Here is a 16,032-nt window from a genome sequence, read left to right as displayed (position 1 = left end):
TCTATAGCATCAGCATCAATTCGCTCAGCTCATACTTTCTTAACAACCGAGCAGCTCTCCGAGCGCATTTATTACAACGCGCGCATCATTCTTCACCAGCTGGTCGACAAATGCTTATTTTAAGGTCGTCATTATGTGCGTCCTGTTGATGGTCGTAAGTACTTGTTTATGTGCTTAATCCAGATAATAGAATAATTGCAAATTATTCCCAAAGACCGCTCGTCAGTTGATTTGAACAAAACGTCTTTTTCTCTCTCTACTAACCATACAAAGAAAAGCCTGTTATATAGCCTTATATTTGTATATTTATATATTTCATAGATCAGAGGATGAGAAAATGAAAATATTAAATCGTAAAAATGCTGGTCTTATGGTGATGACTGCTCTTTTAAGCATTCCACTAACACAGATAATGGCTAACGAAAATAGCCCAGTTCCAGGTAACACTGATAACAGAGTAACTTCTGGTCAAGATAGCCCTATTGGGGCAGATCAAGGCATCCGAGAAGATCAAAACATGGATGTCTCTACGGATAGCACGATCAATAATGAAGTGAAATCAAGTTTTTCAAATCACAACGATTTTCGTAATACGAATATTGATGTAAAAACTGATAAAGGTGAAGTGTCACTATCAGGTGAAGTCTCTACAGAAGCACAACGCGATATGGCAATTAATAAAGCCAAAGCAGTTAAAGGCGTTAAAAATGTTAACGCTGAAGATTTAAAAATAGTTAAGTAATGAGTTTATTTAACTATTTATTTAATACTGCTTTTATTAATTTTTCAAAAAAGCAAGGTGACTTATGAATACTGATATTTTTGAAGGTAAGTGGAAACAAATTAAGGGTGATGTTCAAGCTCGCTGGGGCAAACTCACCGATGATGATCTGGATGTTGCTGAAGGAAATAGCACATACTTATCTGGAAAACTCCAAGAACGCTACGGCTTAACAAAAGAAAAAGCCGAAGATGAGATTAATAAATTTCATCGCGAATTGTAGTATTTAAAAAATGATGTGATGCTTAATGATTTAGGCATCTCATAGATTATTTATATTGGAGATATATTATGAATTACTTAAAAAACGACTCATTGGGTATTTATAGATCTTTCGAAAATGATAATAACCATGATAAAGGCCCTGGTCCTTTTCTTATGGGCGCTAACACATTAATTGGTAACAATGTTTACAATAGCCAAGAAGAAAGCTTGGGCGATATTAAAGAAATTATGCTTGATATGCGTACAGGTCGAGTGAGTTATGCGGTATTAGAGTTTGGCGGTTTTTTGGGTATGGGTTCAAAGCTCTTTGCTGTACCTTGGAGCGTCTTGAAACTAGATACTGTTGAAAAACGTTTTGTCTTTGATGTTAGCAAAGAAAGTTTAGAAAATGCGCCCGGTTTTGAAAAGGATGACTGGCCTAATATGGCTGATCCAGCATGGGAAAAAGGAATACACGATTATTACGGTGCTCCGCTGTATCGTCAGCCTTAAGTGAATATAGAATCGTACTGGGTGCTTCATACCTAGCATGATCTATTCATTCTAAAAGCTCACATTACTGTTCTAATGCTAAGTCATTATGAACAGTAATGTTTTCTTGGGGCTACGAAACAATTTTTTTGTATGCATCTGTATATGGTCAGATGATCTCTTTTTTCACACGTACAATTAAGTGACGTGAACAACCAAGTAGTTTTTGAATAGTAGAGTAGCTACTTCCATCTGCTAGTAATGAAGTATTACTAGCTCGTTTCTTCAAATCAGACGTACCTCCCGAGCGCTTTTCGCCAGCTCGCGCTTTCTCGATATTTTGCATTTGCCGTCTGCGACGATCTTCAACATCTTTGCTCGGACCGCTTAACATTTAAGTCAGATCATGCTGAACCTTTTTTAAGCAAGCTTATCAATATATTTATACAAGTATACACTAAGGAGCCTACATGGCAGGTGCCAGTTTATTAACCTTACTTGATGATATCAGTCTTATATTAGACGACGTTTCACTCATGACCAAGGTTGCCGCTAAAAAAACCGCTGCTGTCTTGAGTGATGATTTAGCGCTCAATGCTGAGCAAGTTTCAGGTGTTAAAGCAGACCGTGAGCTGTCTGTGGTTTGGGCGGTAGCTAAAGGCTCATTGGTTAATAAACTTATTTTAGTGCCATCAGCGCTGCTCATCAGTGCAATCTACCCCCCATTAGTCACCTTCTTATTAATGTGTGGAGGACTATATTTGGCTTATGAAGGGGCTGAAAAATAATTCATAAATTCTGGCCACATATTTTACCTCATGATCAAGAGCAAAATGCGCGTCTACAAGCCAATGCTGATGACACCGTTGATTTAGTTGCCTTTGAAAAAGAAAAAATAAAAGGGGCGGTACGTACAGACTTTATCCTCTCAGCAGAGATCATTGTCATTGCGCTAGGATCAGCAGTTGGAGCGACTCTCCTAGAAAAAAGCATGGTTTTGGCGATTATCGCAGTGACGATTACGGTTGGGGTTTATGGTTTGGTAGCGGGTATCGTCAAAATGGATGATTTAGGTTTATACCTAATGAAACAGACGGGTAATGCTAAGCAAAAAGCAGGCGAGTTTTTATTGTCTGCAGCACCAAAATTAATGAAGTCTTTATCTATTGCTGGGACGTTAGCGATGTTTTTAGTCGGCGGAGGTATCTTGGTGCATGGAATTGATTTTTTGCATCATGAAGTTGACGATTTAGCACACCTGACAGGCGTATTTGAAAACATAACAACCATGCTTTTAAATGCTTTAGTCGGTTTAGTCGTCGGCGTTATAGCCGTGGCTATTGTTACCCTTATTGGTAAAGTGCGTGGTAATAAAACACCTTCTGCGCATTAAAGATTATTAATACATGTGCTTGTTTATAAGGCTCGAGCTCATAAAATATAAATAAACGATCATCATTCTGTAGCAGTAGTGACTGAATTTTATTGACTGATTGATGAGGTCTGTTTCTGCGCAGAACCCAACTCACTTATAACTCCTTTTTACAGAGCAGGATCAACTATGTTGGAATTTGATTTGAGCTTGAAACTGTTGGGATATCATGCTTTGCAATTAGGCATTGCTTTCATACTTTCACTACCTATCGCTCTCAATCGCGAGATGAAAGATAAGGGTGCCGGACTCAGAACATTTCCATTGGTGAGCATTGCATCGTGCGCTTTCATGCTAGTCGCTGTAGATATTTATCATGGTTCACAGCCTGAAGCGCGGATCATGTACGCTATTATTACGGGTATGGGCTTTATCGGTGGTGGTGCTATATTTAAAGGCGAAAACACAGTAAAAGGCACTGCGACGGCAGCGAGCTTATGGAATACCGCTGCAATTGGCATTTCAGTGGCTTATGGGCGTTATGAGATAGCAATAATATTGTCGATTGTAAATTTTCTAATCCTGCAATTCTCCGAACCATTCAAATCAAAAAATAGGCTGGATTAGTGGCAATCCGCATTGGCGAAGTCTGTTATCGCTAGCAAACTAGGCTGTTAAAAACTCTGTAAACCAATAAGACGATAACCGACTTGTAGCTCAGTTATCAGGTGACGGGGCTGGGCTGCTTCAACTTCAAGCTTTTGCCGCAAGTGCGCCATATGCACGCGTAAGTAATGCGCACGTTCTGAGTACTCAGCGCCCCAGACTTTTAAGAGTAATTGTCTGTGAGTTAAGACGCAGCCTTGCCCTTCAATGAGGGCCATCAGTAAGCGGTATTCAATCGGAGTTAAATGTACCGGTTGGTCATCTCGCGTGACCTCGTGCGATGCCAGGTCTACTTTAATATTGCCAAAAGCGACTCTGCTAGAGGCGCGCTCTGGAACAATTCGGTGCCGTCTGAGTAGCGCTCTGATCCGCGCTAAAAGCTCAGGCATACCAAAGGGCTTGGACAGATAATCATCTGCGCCGACATCCAAAGCAGAGACTTTTTCTTCTTCTCGGTCGCGCGCTGACAGCACGAGTATGGGTGTTGAGCACCACGAGCGTAACTCTGTAATAAGCTGCTTACCATCGCCGTCGGGCAAGCCCAAGTCAATAATAATTACATCGGGTTGTCGGGTTGCCGCCTCGAGCAATCCTTGTTTAATCGTTTCTGCTTCAAACACTTGGAAGCCTTCATCTTGCAAGGCAATCCGAATGAAATGGCGGATATGCAGTTCATCTTCGACGATCAATAAACGTGTCAACATTACTCAAGCCCTGTGATTGCAGAAGGCGGCGGCTGACCTGCCGGTAAACTAATAGTGAAAATAACACCGCTACTTTCTCGATTATGAGCGCTTATGCTGCCTTTGTGTGCTTGAAGAATTCGCTTCACCAACGCTAAGCCTAAGCCAATGCCTGGCACATTAGATTCTGGATTGCCCCGTGTAAAAGCATCAAAGATTGAACTGCATTGGCTTTCAGTAAAAGCGTTCGGACCATTGTCCATCACGCTGATGATCATTTTATCGTGCTCAATTTTTGCTGAAATGCTGATTAAGGTGCCGCTGGGCGTATATTTGCAGGCATTGTCTAATAGATTGACCAGTACTCTTTCAATCAGCAAACCATCTATTTTTATCAGCGGTAAATCGACCGGAATGGCGGTCGCTATCAAGTGATCAGCCAATACTCCAGTGAGTTGGCGTAAGACGCTGCCAACGATTTCTTCAATTGAATGCCACTGCATATTTAGATGTGGGCCGGATTCCTGCATGCGCGCCATATCCAGTAAATTCTCAATTAAGCGGCGCATGGCCAGCGCTTGTGAATGCATGCTTTCCAATAACGCCGCGAGTGGCTGAGCTGTAGCGTAGGGTTTGGCCGCCTCTGCTGCACCGATAATAGAGGTTAGCGGGGTTTTTAAATCATGCGATATAGACGATAGCAGCGTGTTTCTTAAGCGTTCACCTTCTATTTGTACAATGGTCTTTTGTGCGATATCGACGAAGTGGACACGCTCTAAGGCAATCGCCAGCTGACTCATGCAGGTTTCGAGTAAGTGCAGCTCTTGAGGATCTTGTAAACGGTTGTCTTGACTGAACTGCACAACCAAGACACCGCGCACTCGCATCGGCGCTTTCAGCGGGAAGTAATTGGCAGAGGTTGCCGATAAGGTGTCGGTACCTCTGCCGGCAGTCTGATTATTGTCATAGACCCATTGCGCAATATTGCAGTCTATTTCGCACATCCCGCCTTGAGCTAAATCAATACGATTGTTTTCATCTGGAAGTGCAACGCTGACTTGAGCGTCAAACACACGACTGAAGGTATGCACCGCAACCTCGAGCACTTGCTCTATGGTTAAAGCCGCAGATAAATCACGGGCTAAATGTGACAGTGAGGTGGCGCGGCGCTCACGAATCGCGGCTGTACGCGCTTCTGAACGGAGCCGCACCGTGAGCTGGCCGATGATTAAAGCAATGCCGAGCATTAAGGCGAAAGTGAAGAAGTATTGCGTATCGTTGACGGTAAATGACCAGTGCGGTGCGACAAAGAAAAAATTAAGACACAACACATTGAGCAGCGCTGCCCAGATACTGGGGCCACGGCCGAAGCGTAATGCAACGATCACCACGCTGAGTAAAAAAAGCATCACAACGTTAGCCAGGTCAAAGACTTGCAGTAACAGTGAGGCTGTCACTGCGGTGGCTAAACAGGTCAAGCTGGCGCCAAGGTAATGCAGGAAAAGTCTTTTCTTGGTGTTTTTTTGCAGGGCTTTTGTGTGTTTGACCCGGTGTTGTTGATGGGTGTTTTTGGCTAAAATTATCTGGTCAATCTCAGGATGGCTTTGACTGATTTTATCGCTGATGGACAGGTGCCAAAAGCGCCATCTATTTCTGGGCTGCTGTGCCAGTAATAAACGGTTGGCATTACGTTCTTGCGCACACTGTACCAAGGTTCTGGCAATATCCTGCCCATACAGAACTGCCGTTTGAGCACCGAATTGTTGTGCTAGCGTTAAGGTTTTTAATGCGCTGGCGTGCCTGTCTCGATGCTTTGAAAAGCCACTGTCGACATAGACCGCCAGCCAATCAGCGCCAAGCTTTTGTGCCAAGCGGGCGGCATCACGCACCAAACGCTCATCTGAGCTATAACCACCCAGACCAACCAGTAAACGCTCGCGTGCAGGCCAGACGGCGTCAATTGAGCGTGCGGTGCGATACACGCGCATGTCCATATCGACGCGATCCGCGGTACGCCGTAATGCCAGTTCTCGTAGTGCTAATAAATTGCCTCGGCGAAAAAAGTTTTGCTTCGCCTGTTGAGTGCTTTTTGTCGAATATATTTGTCCTGAATTTAACCGATCTAATAATTCATCGGGCGGCAGATCAATCATGATCACTTCGTGGGCGCTGTCAAAAATATGATCAGGTACGGTTTCATGAATGGCTACGCCTACAATGCTGCGTACCACGTCATTGAGACTTTCTAAATGTTGGACATTTAATGTGGTCCACACTTCAATGCCGGCCTTGAGTAGTTCTTCGACATCTTGCCAGCGCTTGGTATGGCGCGAGCCAGCAACATTACTGTGCGCCAGTTCGTCAATTAAAATGATCTCTGGATGACGGGAAAGGGCAGCATCTAAATCAAACTCTAAAAGTGTTTTGCCATGGTAGGTCAGTTGGTTTAATGGCAATACCTCCAGCCCAGACAGCTGTTTAATCGTTTCAGGGCGACCATGTGTTTCAACAATGCCAACTACAATATCGCGCTTTTGCAGCTGCTCACGTTGCGCATGAATCAGCATGCTATAGGTTTTTCCAACGCCGGCATTGGAGCCAAAATAAATATGCAGCTTGCCTGCAGGGATCTGTGAGTCTTGCTTGATTTGTTCCAGCAACCTATCTGGGTCGGGACGCTGAATATCTGCAGAGGGGTGTGCGTAATTCATATCTGACCTTAACCACATAGGTTGCTAAAAGGTTGCTAAAACACAAGTGCTGCTTAATACAGTCCAGTTGCGGTGAGCAGCATATCAATCAGTTTAATGCCGATAAACGGCGCAATAATGCCGCCTAAGCCATAAATCAATAAATTGCGATTGAGCAAAGCTGTTGCACCGATTGCTTTATAGGTCACACCGCGTAAGGCCAAAGGCACGAGCGCAATGATAATCAGCGCGTTAAAAATCACAGCGCTTAGTATTGCTGATTTTGGGCTGCCCAGGTGCATAAAATTCAGGCTTGATAACTGTGGGTAGGTTGCAATAAACGCAGCTGGAATGATTGCAAAATACTTGGCGATATCGTTAGCCAGACTAAAAGTGGTTAACGCACCACGGGTCATCAGCATTTGTTTGCCGACTTCGACCACTTCAATCAACTTGGTTGGGTTGTTGTCGAGGTCGACCATGTTGCCTGCTTCCTTAGCGGCTTGGGTACCACTGTTCATCGCCAAAGCCACATCGGCTTGGGCTAAGGCCGGGGCATCGTTGGTACCATCACCGGTCATTGCCACTAAGCGGCCTTGCGCTTGATAGTCGCGGATCATTTGTAATTTATCTTCAGGGCGCGCTTCGGCTAAAAAGTCATCAACACCTGCTTCAGCGGCAATGGCGGCAGCAGTCAGCGGGTTGTCGCCCGTGATCATGACTGTTTTAATGCCCATATTACGCAACTCAATAAAGCGTTCTTTAATCCCAGGTTTAACCACGTCTTTGAGTTCAATCACCCCGAGAACGATGTTGCCCACCGAAACAACCAAGGGTGTACTGCCGCGCCGAGATACTTCATCAATACGGATTTGTAGCGCTTGCGGTAGTTGCCCGCCCAGTTCTTCAACGTGTTTGCGGATGGCATCGGCAGCGCCTTTACGGATAATCCGTCCGTCGGGTAAATCGATACCACTCATACGTGTTTGCGCGGTAAAAGGCACAAAGTACTCGTGTAGTCTGTCTGTGTCATGCTCTGACAGGTAGTTTTGTTGCTCGGCTAAGAGCACGATGCTGCGGCCTTCTGGGGTCTCATCGGCAACAGAGGCCAGCCACGCTGCTTTGACAAACTCACTTTGTTGAATATCAGGAGCAGACCATAAGTGACTGGCGTGACGATTACCTAAGGTAATAGTGCCGGTTTTATCGAGGAGTAACACATCGACGTCACCGGCAGCTTCGATTGCTCGACCAGATGTGGCAATCACGTTGGCCGCCATCATTCGGCTCATACCCGCAACACCAATTGCCGACAGTAGGCCACCAATGGTGGTGGGGATTAAGCAAACTAACAGCGCGATTAACACCGTTATGCTCACCGGGCTGCCTGCGCCGCTGATAGCAACGGAAAATGTAGAGAAACTGCTTAACGTCACAATCACCAGTAGGAACAGTAAGGTGAGACCCACCAGAAGAATAGCTAAGGCGACTTCGTTCGGGGTTTTGCGGCGCTGAGCCGATTCCACCATGCTGATCATGCGGTCGATAAACGACTCGCCAGGATTTACCGTAATTTCGACCACTAACCAGTCGGATAAAACTCGAGTACCACCGGTTACCGAAGAAAAGTCACCGCCTGCTTCTCGAATCACCGGCGTAGACTCACCAGTAATGGCACTTTCGTCCACCGAGGCAATGCCTTCAATAACCGTACCGTCGAGTGGGATTAAATCGCCTGCTTCAACCAATACCACCATTGTTTTATGCAGAGTGCTGGAATCCATTTGTGTCCAAGCGGCACCGTAGTGGGGTTCCTTTAGAACTTTGGCAGGTGTTTGTTGTTTCATTTTGCGCAAACTTGCCGCCTGTGCGCGGCTGCGGCCTTCAGCCAGTGCTTCAGCAAAGTTAGCAAACAGAACGGTAAACCAGAGCCATGCGGCGATGCTCAAGATGAAGCCACTTGAATCATCGCCGGCACCGCTTAACGATTGCAGCCATAACAGTGTGGTTAAAATACTGCCGAGATACACCACAAACATGACGGGATTGTGCCATTGGTTTTGTGGCAGTAGCTTAGTGATGGCTCCACGGCAGGCTGCGATTAATAAGCTGCGTTCAAACACAGGCAAACGTTTTTGCTCATTCTTCATGATTGTTCTCGTGCAATTTTGTTGTCGGTAACACAGGTTTAAATTGCTCATCCAGTGCGATGTTTAGTTGCAGTACATTAATTCTCGGCTCACCAAACAGCTCCAATGTGCGCGGCACGCTATGCGCTTTTACGACAGCCAGTATTTGCTCTTGGCTCATACCGCGATTGACTCGTACGCGCTGCGCTTGCAGGTAAGCATTGGCTAACGAAATATGGGGATCTAAACCGGATGCGGAAGCGGTGACAGCGTCGACAGGCACGGCAGTATTGGCAGATAAGTCATTCAACTTACGATACTCCTGAACTCGGCTGTGTACGCTGCTGAGCAAGCTTTTACTGGTTGGACCCAGGTTGCTGGCAGCACTCAGAGCTGGATTGTAAGGGTGACTGATGCTGCTGTTTGGATCGTTAGGATCAGTCATCTGCGTCATACTTGGGCGTGAGTGGAAGTAATAGGGCTGGGTAAAGTTCTGACCAATCAGCGCCGAGCCAAGGGTTTTCCCATCACGCGTGATAACACTGCCTTGAGCCTGAAAGGGGAACAGTGTTTGCCCTGCTAACACGGTGAGCAATGGATATAACAAACCCGTGATCAGCATGAACAACACAGCGGCTATCAAGGCTGGGCGTATGATTTGCGGCCACATTAATATTTTCGTTGGGAAAGTCATCTTCGCGATCCTTAGTTAAAAAGTTTGGCCGGAGAGCATGAGAAGTTGCTCAACCAGTGGGCCTAAAGCCAGTGCCGGTAAAAATGTCAGTCCGCCTACAACCAGGATGATAAAGACCACTAAAAACATAAATAAAGGTGTGGCGGTGGGTACCGTTCCAGCACTTTCAGATAAGGTTTTTTTAGCCGCTAACGAGCCTGCTACGGCCAGCAGCGGCAGCATGGTAAAGAAACGGCCCAATAACATGGCCAGACCAATAGTGGTGTTAAAGAAAGGTGTGTTGGCATTGAATCCGGCAAATGCTGAGCCATTATTGGCAGTACCTGAGGTGTAGGCATACAGCAGCTCACTAAAGCCGTGCGGCCCTAAATTGTTCAAACTGTCGAGTGTGCCAGGCCATACTGTGGCTAACGCAGTAAAGCCAAGTACGCACAGTGGGTGAGCCAGAACCGATAACATGACCAGCTTGATTTCTTTCGCTTCGATTTTTTTACCGAGAAACTCTGGGCTGCGACCAATCATCATGCCGACGAAAAAAACAGTCAAAATGGCGTACTGAATCAAGTTGATCAGACCAACACCATCGCCGCCAAACACACAGTTGAGCATCATTTGCGCTAAAGCAACCAAGCCGCCCAGTGGTGTTAAAGAATCATGCATCGCGTTAACCGAGCCCGTGGTTGCGCCGGTCGTGGTGGTTACAAATAAGCTGGTGTCAGCGATACCGAAACGTAACTCCTTACCTTCTAAGTTACCGCCACCTTGCAAGCTGTTCACACTTTGATCGGCGCCTAATGCGCTGAGTAGAGGGTTACCGGTTTGTTCGGCGTGATAGGTCAGCGCGAGAAAGCCAATAAACAGCACTAAGAAAGTACCGAAAAACACCCAGCCTTGTTTACGTTTCATCAACATGCTGCCGAAGGTATAGGTCAGCGCTGCGGGAATTAATAACATGCTTAGAATGTGTAAAAGATTAGTCAGCGGTGTTGGGTTTTCAAACGGGTGAGCCGCATTCATGCTGAAGAAGCCACCGCCGTTGGTACCGATGTGTTTAATGGACTCAAGACTGGCAACCGCACCGACAATGAGCTGCTGCTTAGCGCCTTCTAGCGTCGACACGACAGCACTGGAATCTAAGGTTTGTGGTATGCCTTGCCAGATATACAGCAGCGCCATTACAAAACTTAATGGCAGCATGACGCGGTACGTCGTGCGGGTGAAGTCGACCCAGAAGTTACCTATCGCTTGAGCGCTGCTGCGACTCATGCCGCGCATAAAACCTGCCGCAGCGACAATGCCAGAGGTTGAGCCAACAAACATCAGGAACGTGATGACTGCCATTTGGCTGAAGTTGGATAAGCTGGTTTCGCCTGAATAAGCTTGCCAGTTGGTGTTGGTAATAAAGGACGCGGCTGTATTAAAAGCCAGATCGGGTGTTTGTGCAGCAATATTTAAATCATTCCACGGCAGCCAAGTCTGCAATCTTAACAATGCATAGCCGAGCAGCATCATCACGGCATTCGACATTAATAAGGCCAAGGCGTAATGCGACCATGACATCTCAGTACTAGCGTCAATGCCTAATAACCTATAGGTCTGCCGCTCTGCTAAAGAGTGTGAACCTAGATTAAAGACCCGTGCCAAATACATGCCCATAATGACTGCTAATCCCGTCATAAGAGCGAGGACAACAGCAAATTTTGCGATAGTGATCAACATTTTAACGCCTCATTCAAATCGCGTTGATGCCCATAATTAATAGAGCTGTGATGCCAAAAAAGGCGATTGCCAAACTTATAAAAAGCAGGTCGAACATAAAATTTTCCTTGTGTAGGGCTTCCAAGATACGGATGAGGCCGGTCTGTTTAGCGTGAGCGGGCTAGAAGCTTTCAGCACGGATGAGGCTGTAAGCCAAATATCCAAATAAACCTGCAGCACTAATGCCGCAGAGCCAATGAATGAGGACTAACATCGAGACAGTCATGTTTAGATCCAACTGATGTATGAGGTGAGTACTTTAGGCGCAGCGATATTAAGAGCGGGTATTGATTGCGAGGTAGGGCGTTAAGATGGCGTTAAGAAATTGGTATAAAAGATGACTACTGGCGCTATAGCGGAGTTGGATAGCTGACGCTGCATCACTGTGGTGCTGAGTAGGCTGCTGGCGCACTATTTTGGTGCATGTTTGTCGCTCCTGATTGATGTGAGCCCTTGTATTAACTGACTTTTTCTTGTGGCATGGAATTTGCTAAATCCTCTTTAGTGCAGCAATGAGCTGTGATTATCGCTTTGACTTAGAGGAGTCATTTTTTATGTCTACCAAGACCCTGTCACTGATTAAAGAGCATCATGCCCTATGGGTAGACCTACGCTTTACCGATACCTTAGGTAAAGAACATCACATTACTTTCCCATCAGAAACCTTAGATGAAGAAGCTTTTGAAGAAGGCAAAATGTTTGATGGATCGTCTATTCATGGCTGGAAAGGCATCGAGGCATCCGATATGACGTTGTTGCCGGATGACTCCACTGCGGTCATGGATCCGTTTGCGACGGTGCCGACGGTGATTGTGCGTTGTGATGTGGCAGACCCTACCACCTTGTCTAACTATGACCGCGACCCACGTTCGATTGCGCAGCGTGCCGAAGTGTATCTGCGCTCGACGGGTATTGCTGACACCGCATATTTTGGTCCAGAGCCAGAGTTCTTTGTGTTTGATGCGGTGACCTGGGAAGAGTCGATGAACAAAGTGGGTTTTGAAATCCACTCCGGTGAAGGCGCTTGGGCAACCAAAACCTTAGCTGAAGGCAAAAATAGCGGTCATCGCCCACGGGTGAAAGGCGGTTACTTTCCTGTTCCGCCCGTGGATTCACTGGTTGATGTGCGCACCGCCATGTGTGACGCCATGAAAGCGATGGGTTTGGGTATTGAAGTGCATCACCATGAAGTGGCTAATGCGGGCCAGTGTGAAATTGGTGTGCCGTTTAACACCCTGGTGAAAAAAGCCGATGAAGTGCAGTTACTGAAATATTGCGTGCACAATGTCGCGCATGCCTTTGGCAAAACCGCCACCTTTATGCCTAAACCTTTGGTTGGCGATAACGGCTCAGGTATGCATGTGCACCAGTCCTTGGCGAAAGATGGTAAGAATTTGTTTGCGGGTGATAGCTACGCCGGTTTGTCTGAAATGGCCCTGCATTATATTGGCGGCATTATTAAACATGCGCACGCGCTAAATGCCATCACCAACCCCGGTACTAACTCTTACAAGCGTCTAGTGCCAGGCTTTGAAGCGCCAGTAATGTTGGCGTATTCAGCACGTAACCGTTCTGCTTCGATTCGTATACCTTGGGTTAAAAACCCTAAAGGCAAGCGTATTGAGTGCCGCTTCCCAGATCCAAGTTCTAACCCGTATTTAGCCTTTGCAGCGTTATTGATGGCGGGTCTTGATGGCATCAAAAATAAAATTGATCCAGGCGAGGCAATGGATAAAAACCTGTATGACTTGCCGCCCGAAGAAGCTAAAGATATTCCACAAGTGGCTTACAGCTTAGATCAAGCGCTGGAAGCGCTGTGGTCAGACCGACACTTCTTGCTAGAAGGCGGCGTATTTTCTGAAGACATGCTCAGTGCCTATATTGAGTGCAAAATGGGTGAGGTCACGCGCTTGCGTCAGTCTGTGCATCCCGCTGAGTTTGATATGTATTACAGCCTGTAAATACTTATGCCCCTTTTTGGGGCATACTTATTTTTATAGAGACTTTCTGTCAGTAAATCACCTATGAACTCAGCCGTTTTAGGCAATGCCTTACTCGAACAACTCTCCACAGCGGTCTTGCTGCTTGATCAACACTTGTCTGTGCGCTACGCCAATCCTGCTGCGGAGCAGCTGTTTGCGACCAGCCGCACGCATTTGCTGGGGCGCTCGATTGCGCTGTTTTTTTGGGAAGATGATGAGTGTTTGGATGCACTCAACAACGCTTTGTTAGATCAGCAGCCCTATACGCGTCGTGAAGCACGCCTGCATTTTCCCAGTAACGGACAAGTGATTACCATTGATTATACCGCCACGCCATTCAATGGCGTTGGGCAAGCAGGCAAGCAATTACTAGTCGAGTTGTTCCCGCAAGACCGTGTTTTGCGTCTGAGTCGCGAAGATAATTTATTTACTGCCCATCAAGTGACCCTTGCTTTAGTGCGCGGCGTAGCACACGAGGTTAAAAATCCGCTGGGCGGCATTCGCGGAGCGGCGCAACTGCTGGCGCGGCAATTGTCCTCGCCAGAGTTACAAGAATATACCGATGTGATCATTGCCGAGACTGACCGCTTAAGCCATGTCGTCGACCGCATGTGGGGGCCGCGTCAGCGTTTGAATTTTACTCGGATCAATATTCACCAAGTGTTAGAGCGTGTGCGCCTTATTTTACAAGCAGAAGTGGGCGAGGCGATTACGCTGATCTGTGATTACGATCCCAGCCTGCCAGAGTTGTATGCCGATTTAGATCGCCTGATTCAAGTGGTGCTTAATATTGTCCGTAATGCTGCGCAAGCCTTATTAGAAAATCCGAGCGAGCGTCCTGCTGAAATCATCTTGCGTTCGCGGGTGTTACGACAGTTTATGATTGGCGCGCACCGACATCGCTTGGTCTGTTTGGTTGAAGTCGAAGACAACGGTCCAGGTATTGATGGACCGTTGCTGGAAACACTGTTTTATCCGATGGTTACTGGCCGCGCTCAAGGCACAGGGCTTGGCTTGCCGATTGCGCAAGGCATCATTCAAGAGCATGAAGGGCTGATTGAGTGTGAGAGCACGCGCGGACGTACAGTTTTTCGTATTTTAATCCCTGTTGATCCGCATCTTGAATCTTACCCAGGAGTACTGCGCCATGACTGACCAAGTTTGGATTGTCGATGATGATAAGTCGATGCGTTGGGTGTTGGAAAAAGCTTTAAGCCAAGCAGGTTTCAGCACCACAACCTTTGCCAGTGGTGAAGAGGCATTGGCGCAGCTGGCAGAGACGCAACCTGATGTCATCATTACCGATATTCGCATGCAGGGTATGGACGGTTTGGCTTTGTTGGCCTTAGTGCATGAGCGTTATGCACATGTGCCAGTGATTGTGATGACGGCGCATTCTGATTTAGACAGTGCGGTTAAATCCTACCAAAGCGGTGCGTTTGAATACCTGCCTAAACCCTTTGATTTAGATGATGCGATTGCCTTAGTGCGACGCGCTTTAGCCCATTCCAAGGACGCTGCTGCAAGCACTGAATGCAGTGCTTCTGCTAGCGCTATTATTGGTGAAGCGCCGGCGATGCAGGAGGTGTTTCGGATTATCGGTCGGCTCTCGCACTCGCACATGACCGTGTTGATTCATGGAGAGTCTGGCACTGGTAAAGAGTTGGTAGCCAATGCTTTGCATCAGCACAGCCCTAGAGCGCATCAGCCTTTTATTGCGCTGAATATGGCCGCGATACCCAAGGACTTAATTGAGTCTGAGCTGTTTGGTCATGAGAAAGGTGCTTTTACCGGGGCCGCCAGTGTGCGCCATGGGCGTTTTGAACAAGCGCATCAAGGCACGTTGTTTCTCGATGAGATTGGCGATATGCCATTGGATACACAAACGCGCTTGTTGCGCGTGTTAGCCGATGGCACCTTTTATCGAGTCGGTGGGCACACGCCGATTCGCGTGGATGTGCGGATCATCGCGGCAACCCACCGTGATCTTGAGGTGCTGGTGCGCCAAGGCTTGTTTCGCGAAGACCTCTACCATCGCTTGAATGTGATCCGTATCCATCTGCCAAGGCTCAGTGAGAGGCGTGAAGACATTGCTACTTTAGCTGCGCACTTTCTGCAAAAAGCGGCGGATGAACTCGCGACTGAAAGGCGCGTGTTATTGCCTGAAACAGAAGTGTATTTAAGCCAACTCGACTGGCCAGGTAATGTGCGCCAGCTGGAGAATACCTGCCGCTGGTTGACCGTGATGGCCTCCAGTCGCGAGGTGATGGTTAGCGATCTACCGGTCGAACTGTTACATCACACAACCGCAGGCGCGGCTTCTCCGGACTGGGAAGTATCTTTGCGGCGTTGGGCTGAGCAGGCTTTGCAGCAGGGCGATAAAGGTTTGCTGGATCGTGCGCTACCGATGTTTGAGCGGGTGATGATTGAAGCTGCTTTAGCCCATGCTAGCGGGCGGCGGCGTGATGCCTCAGAGTTGTTAGGCTGGGGACGCAACACCTTAACGCGAAAAATCAATGAACTGGGCGTGCAAGAAGGTGCTGTCGACGAGGACAACGCAGAATAAAGCCGCTGCGCACAG

The 16,032-nt window shown here is 47.1% G+C and carries 13 protein-coding genes and 1 pseudogene; 8 read left to right on the top strand and 6 right to left on the bottom strand.

Annotation, left to right across the window (positions count from 1 at the left end; translation table 11 throughout):
* Nucleotides 1–337 precede the first annotated feature (337 nt).
* The 5 genes and pseudogenes from JYJ62_RS02090 (at nucleotide 338) to JYJ62_RS02070 (ending at nucleotide 3,476) form a co-directional block, all read left to right on the top strand.
* Nucleotides 338–742, top strand: a complete 405-nt coding sequence (locus JYJ62_RS02090; RefSeq protein ID WP_232365692.1) for a BON domain-containing protein — start codon at nucleotides 338–340, stop codon at nucleotides 740–742.
* A 64-nt stretch (nucleotides 743–806) separates the two neighbouring features.
* On the top strand, nucleotides 807–1,004 hold the full coding sequence (locus JYJ62_RS02085) for a CsbD family protein (protein ID WP_205340528.1): 198 nt from the start codon (nucleotides 807–809) through the stop codon (nucleotides 1,002–1,004).
* A gap of 68 nt (nucleotides 1,005–1,072) precedes the next feature.
* Nucleotides 1,073–1,498, top strand: a complete 426-nt coding sequence (locus JYJ62_RS02080) for a PRC-barrel domain-containing protein (protein ID WP_205340527.1) — start codon at nucleotides 1,073–1,075, stop codon at nucleotides 1,496–1,498.
* 449 nt (nucleotides 1,499–1,947) lie between these two features.
* Nucleotides 1,948–2,870: pseudogene (locus tag JYJ62_RS02075) on the top strand (DUF808 domain-containing protein).
* Between the two features lie 168 nt (nucleotides 2,871–3,038).
* The gene (locus JYJ62_RS02070; protein ID WP_205340526.1) at nucleotides 3,039–3,476 is read left to right on the top strand and encodes an MgtC/SapB family protein; all 438 of its coding nucleotides are present in this window, start codon (nucleotides 3,039–3,041) and stop codon (nucleotides 3,474–3,476) included.
* A 47-nt stretch (nucleotides 3,477–3,523) separates the two neighbouring features.
* Here JYJ62_RS02070 and JYJ62_RS02065 read toward each other — a convergent pair whose 3' ends face one another.
* From JYJ62_RS02065 to JYJ62_RS15935, 6 genes are all read right to left on the bottom strand, one after another.
* Nucleotides 3,524–4,219, bottom strand: a complete 696-nt coding sequence (locus tag JYJ62_RS02065) for a response regulator (RefSeq protein WP_205340525.1) — start codon at nucleotides 4,217–4,219, stop codon at nucleotides 3,524–3,526.
* Entirely contained in the window at nucleotides 4,219–6,909 is a 2,691-nt protein-coding gene (locus JYJ62_RS02060) for a sensor histidine kinase (protein WP_205340524.1), read from the bottom strand. The genes JYJ62_RS02065 and JYJ62_RS02060 overlap by 1 nt, the downstream gene beginning before the upstream one ends.
* A gap of 53 nt (nucleotides 6,910–6,962) precedes the next feature.
* A complete protein-coding gene (kdpB, locus tag JYJ62_RS02055) occupies nucleotides 6,963–9,038 on the bottom strand; it encodes a potassium-transporting ATPase subunit KdpB (protein WP_205340523.1) in 2,076 nt (691 codons plus the stop codon).
* On the bottom strand, nucleotides 9,028–9,711 hold the full coding sequence (gene kdpC, locus JYJ62_RS02050; protein ID WP_205340522.1) for a K(+)-transporting ATPase subunit C: 684 nt from the start codon (nucleotides 9,709–9,711) through the stop codon (nucleotides 9,028–9,030). The genes kdpB and kdpC overlap by 11 nt, the downstream gene beginning before the upstream one ends.
* A gap of 15 nt (nucleotides 9,712–9,726) precedes the next feature.
* Entirely contained in the window at nucleotides 9,727–11,430 is a 1,704-nt protein-coding gene (gene kdpA, locus JYJ62_RS02045; protein WP_205340521.1) for a potassium-transporting ATPase subunit KdpA, read from the bottom strand.
* A gap of 160 nt (nucleotides 11,431–11,590) precedes the next feature.
* Nucleotides 11,591–11,683: a potassium-transporting ATPase subunit F gene (locus tag JYJ62_RS15935; protein WP_420042815.1), complete on the bottom strand. Its 93-nt coding sequence runs from the start codon at nucleotides 11,681–11,683 to the stop codon at nucleotides 11,591–11,593.
* A gap of 340 nt (nucleotides 11,684–12,023) precedes the next feature.
* Here JYJ62_RS15935 and glnA point away from each other — a divergent pair, with 340 nt between their 5' ends.
* From glnA to glnG, 3 genes are all read left to right on the top strand, one after another.
* Nucleotides 12,024–13,430 carry a type I glutamate--ammonia ligase gene (glnA, locus tag JYJ62_RS02035; RefSeq protein WP_205340519.1) on the top strand — a complete coding sequence of 469 codons (1,407 nt, stop codon included), beginning with the start codon at nucleotides 12,024–12,026 and terminating at the stop codon, nucleotides 13,428–13,430.
* A gap of 63 nt (nucleotides 13,431–13,493) precedes the next feature.
* Entirely contained in the window at nucleotides 13,494–14,606 is a 1,113-nt protein-coding gene (glnL, locus tag JYJ62_RS02030) for a nitrogen regulation protein NR(II) (protein WP_205340518.1), read from the top strand.
* Nucleotides 14,599–16,017 carry a nitrogen regulation protein NR(I) gene (gene glnG, locus JYJ62_RS02025; RefSeq protein ID WP_205340517.1) on the top strand — a complete coding sequence of 473 codons (1,419 nt, stop codon included), beginning with the start codon at nucleotides 14,599–14,601 and terminating at the stop codon, nucleotides 16,015–16,017. Before glnL ends, glnG begins: the two co-directional genes overlap by 8 nt.
* Nucleotides 16,018–16,032 lie beyond the last annotated feature (15 nt).

It is taken from the genome of Denitrificimonas caeni (genome assembly GCF_905120345.1).
Lineage (GTDB): Bacteria > Pseudomonadota > Gammaproteobacteria > Pseudomonadales > Pseudomonadaceae > Denitrificimonas > Denitrificimonas caeni_A.
The sequence above is the reverse complement of the archived record's forward strand: the minus strand, read 5'-3'. Positions and strand labels throughout refer to the sequence as shown.

What these genes read in the sequence shown, in the direction of transcription:
- JYJ62_RS02090 (WP_232365692.1), top strand. Translation starts at nt 338, where the DNA reads ATGAAAATATTAAATCGTAAAAATGCTGGTCTTATGGTGATGACTGCT.
- JYJ62_RS02085 (WP_205340528.1), top strand. Translation starts at nt 807, where the DNA reads ATGAATACTGATATTTTTGAAGGTAAGTGGAAACAAATTAAGGGTGAT.
- JYJ62_RS02080 (WP_205340527.1), top strand. Translation starts at nt 1,073, where the DNA reads ATGAATTACTTAAAAAACGACTCATTGGGTATTTATAGATCTTTCGAA.
- JYJ62_RS02070 (WP_205340526.1), top strand. Translation starts at nt 3,039, where the DNA reads ATGTTGGAATTTGATTTGAGCTTGAAACTGTTGGGATATCATGCTTTG.
- JYJ62_RS02065 (WP_205340525.1), bottom strand. Translation starts at nt 4,219, where the DNA reads ATGTTGACACGTTTATTGATCGTCGAAGATGAACTGCATATCCGCCAT.
- JYJ62_RS02060 (WP_205340524.1), bottom strand. Translation starts at nt 6,909, where the DNA reads ATGAATTACGCACACCCCTCTGCAGATATTCAGCGTCCCGACCCAGAT.
- kdpB (WP_205340523.1), bottom strand. Translation starts at nt 9,038, where the DNA reads ATGAAGAATGAGCAAAAACGTTTGCCTGTGTTTGAACGCAGCTTATTA.
- kdpC (WP_205340522.1), bottom strand. Translation starts at nt 9,711, where the DNA reads ATGACTTTCCCAACGAAAATATTAATGTGGCCGCAAATCATACGCCCA.
- kdpA (WP_205340521.1), bottom strand. Translation starts at nt 11,430, where the DNA reads ATGTTGATCACTATCGCAAAATTTGCTGTTGTCCTCGCTCTTATGACG.
- JYJ62_RS15935 (WP_420042815.1), bottom strand. Translation starts at nt 11,683, where the DNA reads ATGTTAGTCCTCATTCATTGGCTCTGCGGCATTAGTGCTGCAGGTTTA.
- glnA (WP_205340519.1), top strand. Translation starts at nt 12,024, where the DNA reads ATGTCTACCAAGACCCTGTCACTGATTAAAGAGCATCATGCCCTATGG.
- glnL (WP_205340518.1), top strand. Translation starts at nt 13,494, where the DNA reads ATGAACTCAGCCGTTTTAGGCAATGCCTTACTCGAACAACTCTCCACA.
- glnG (WP_205340517.1), top strand. Translation starts at nt 14,599, where the DNA reads ATGACTGACCAAGTTTGGATTGTCGATGATGATAAGTCGATGCGTTGG.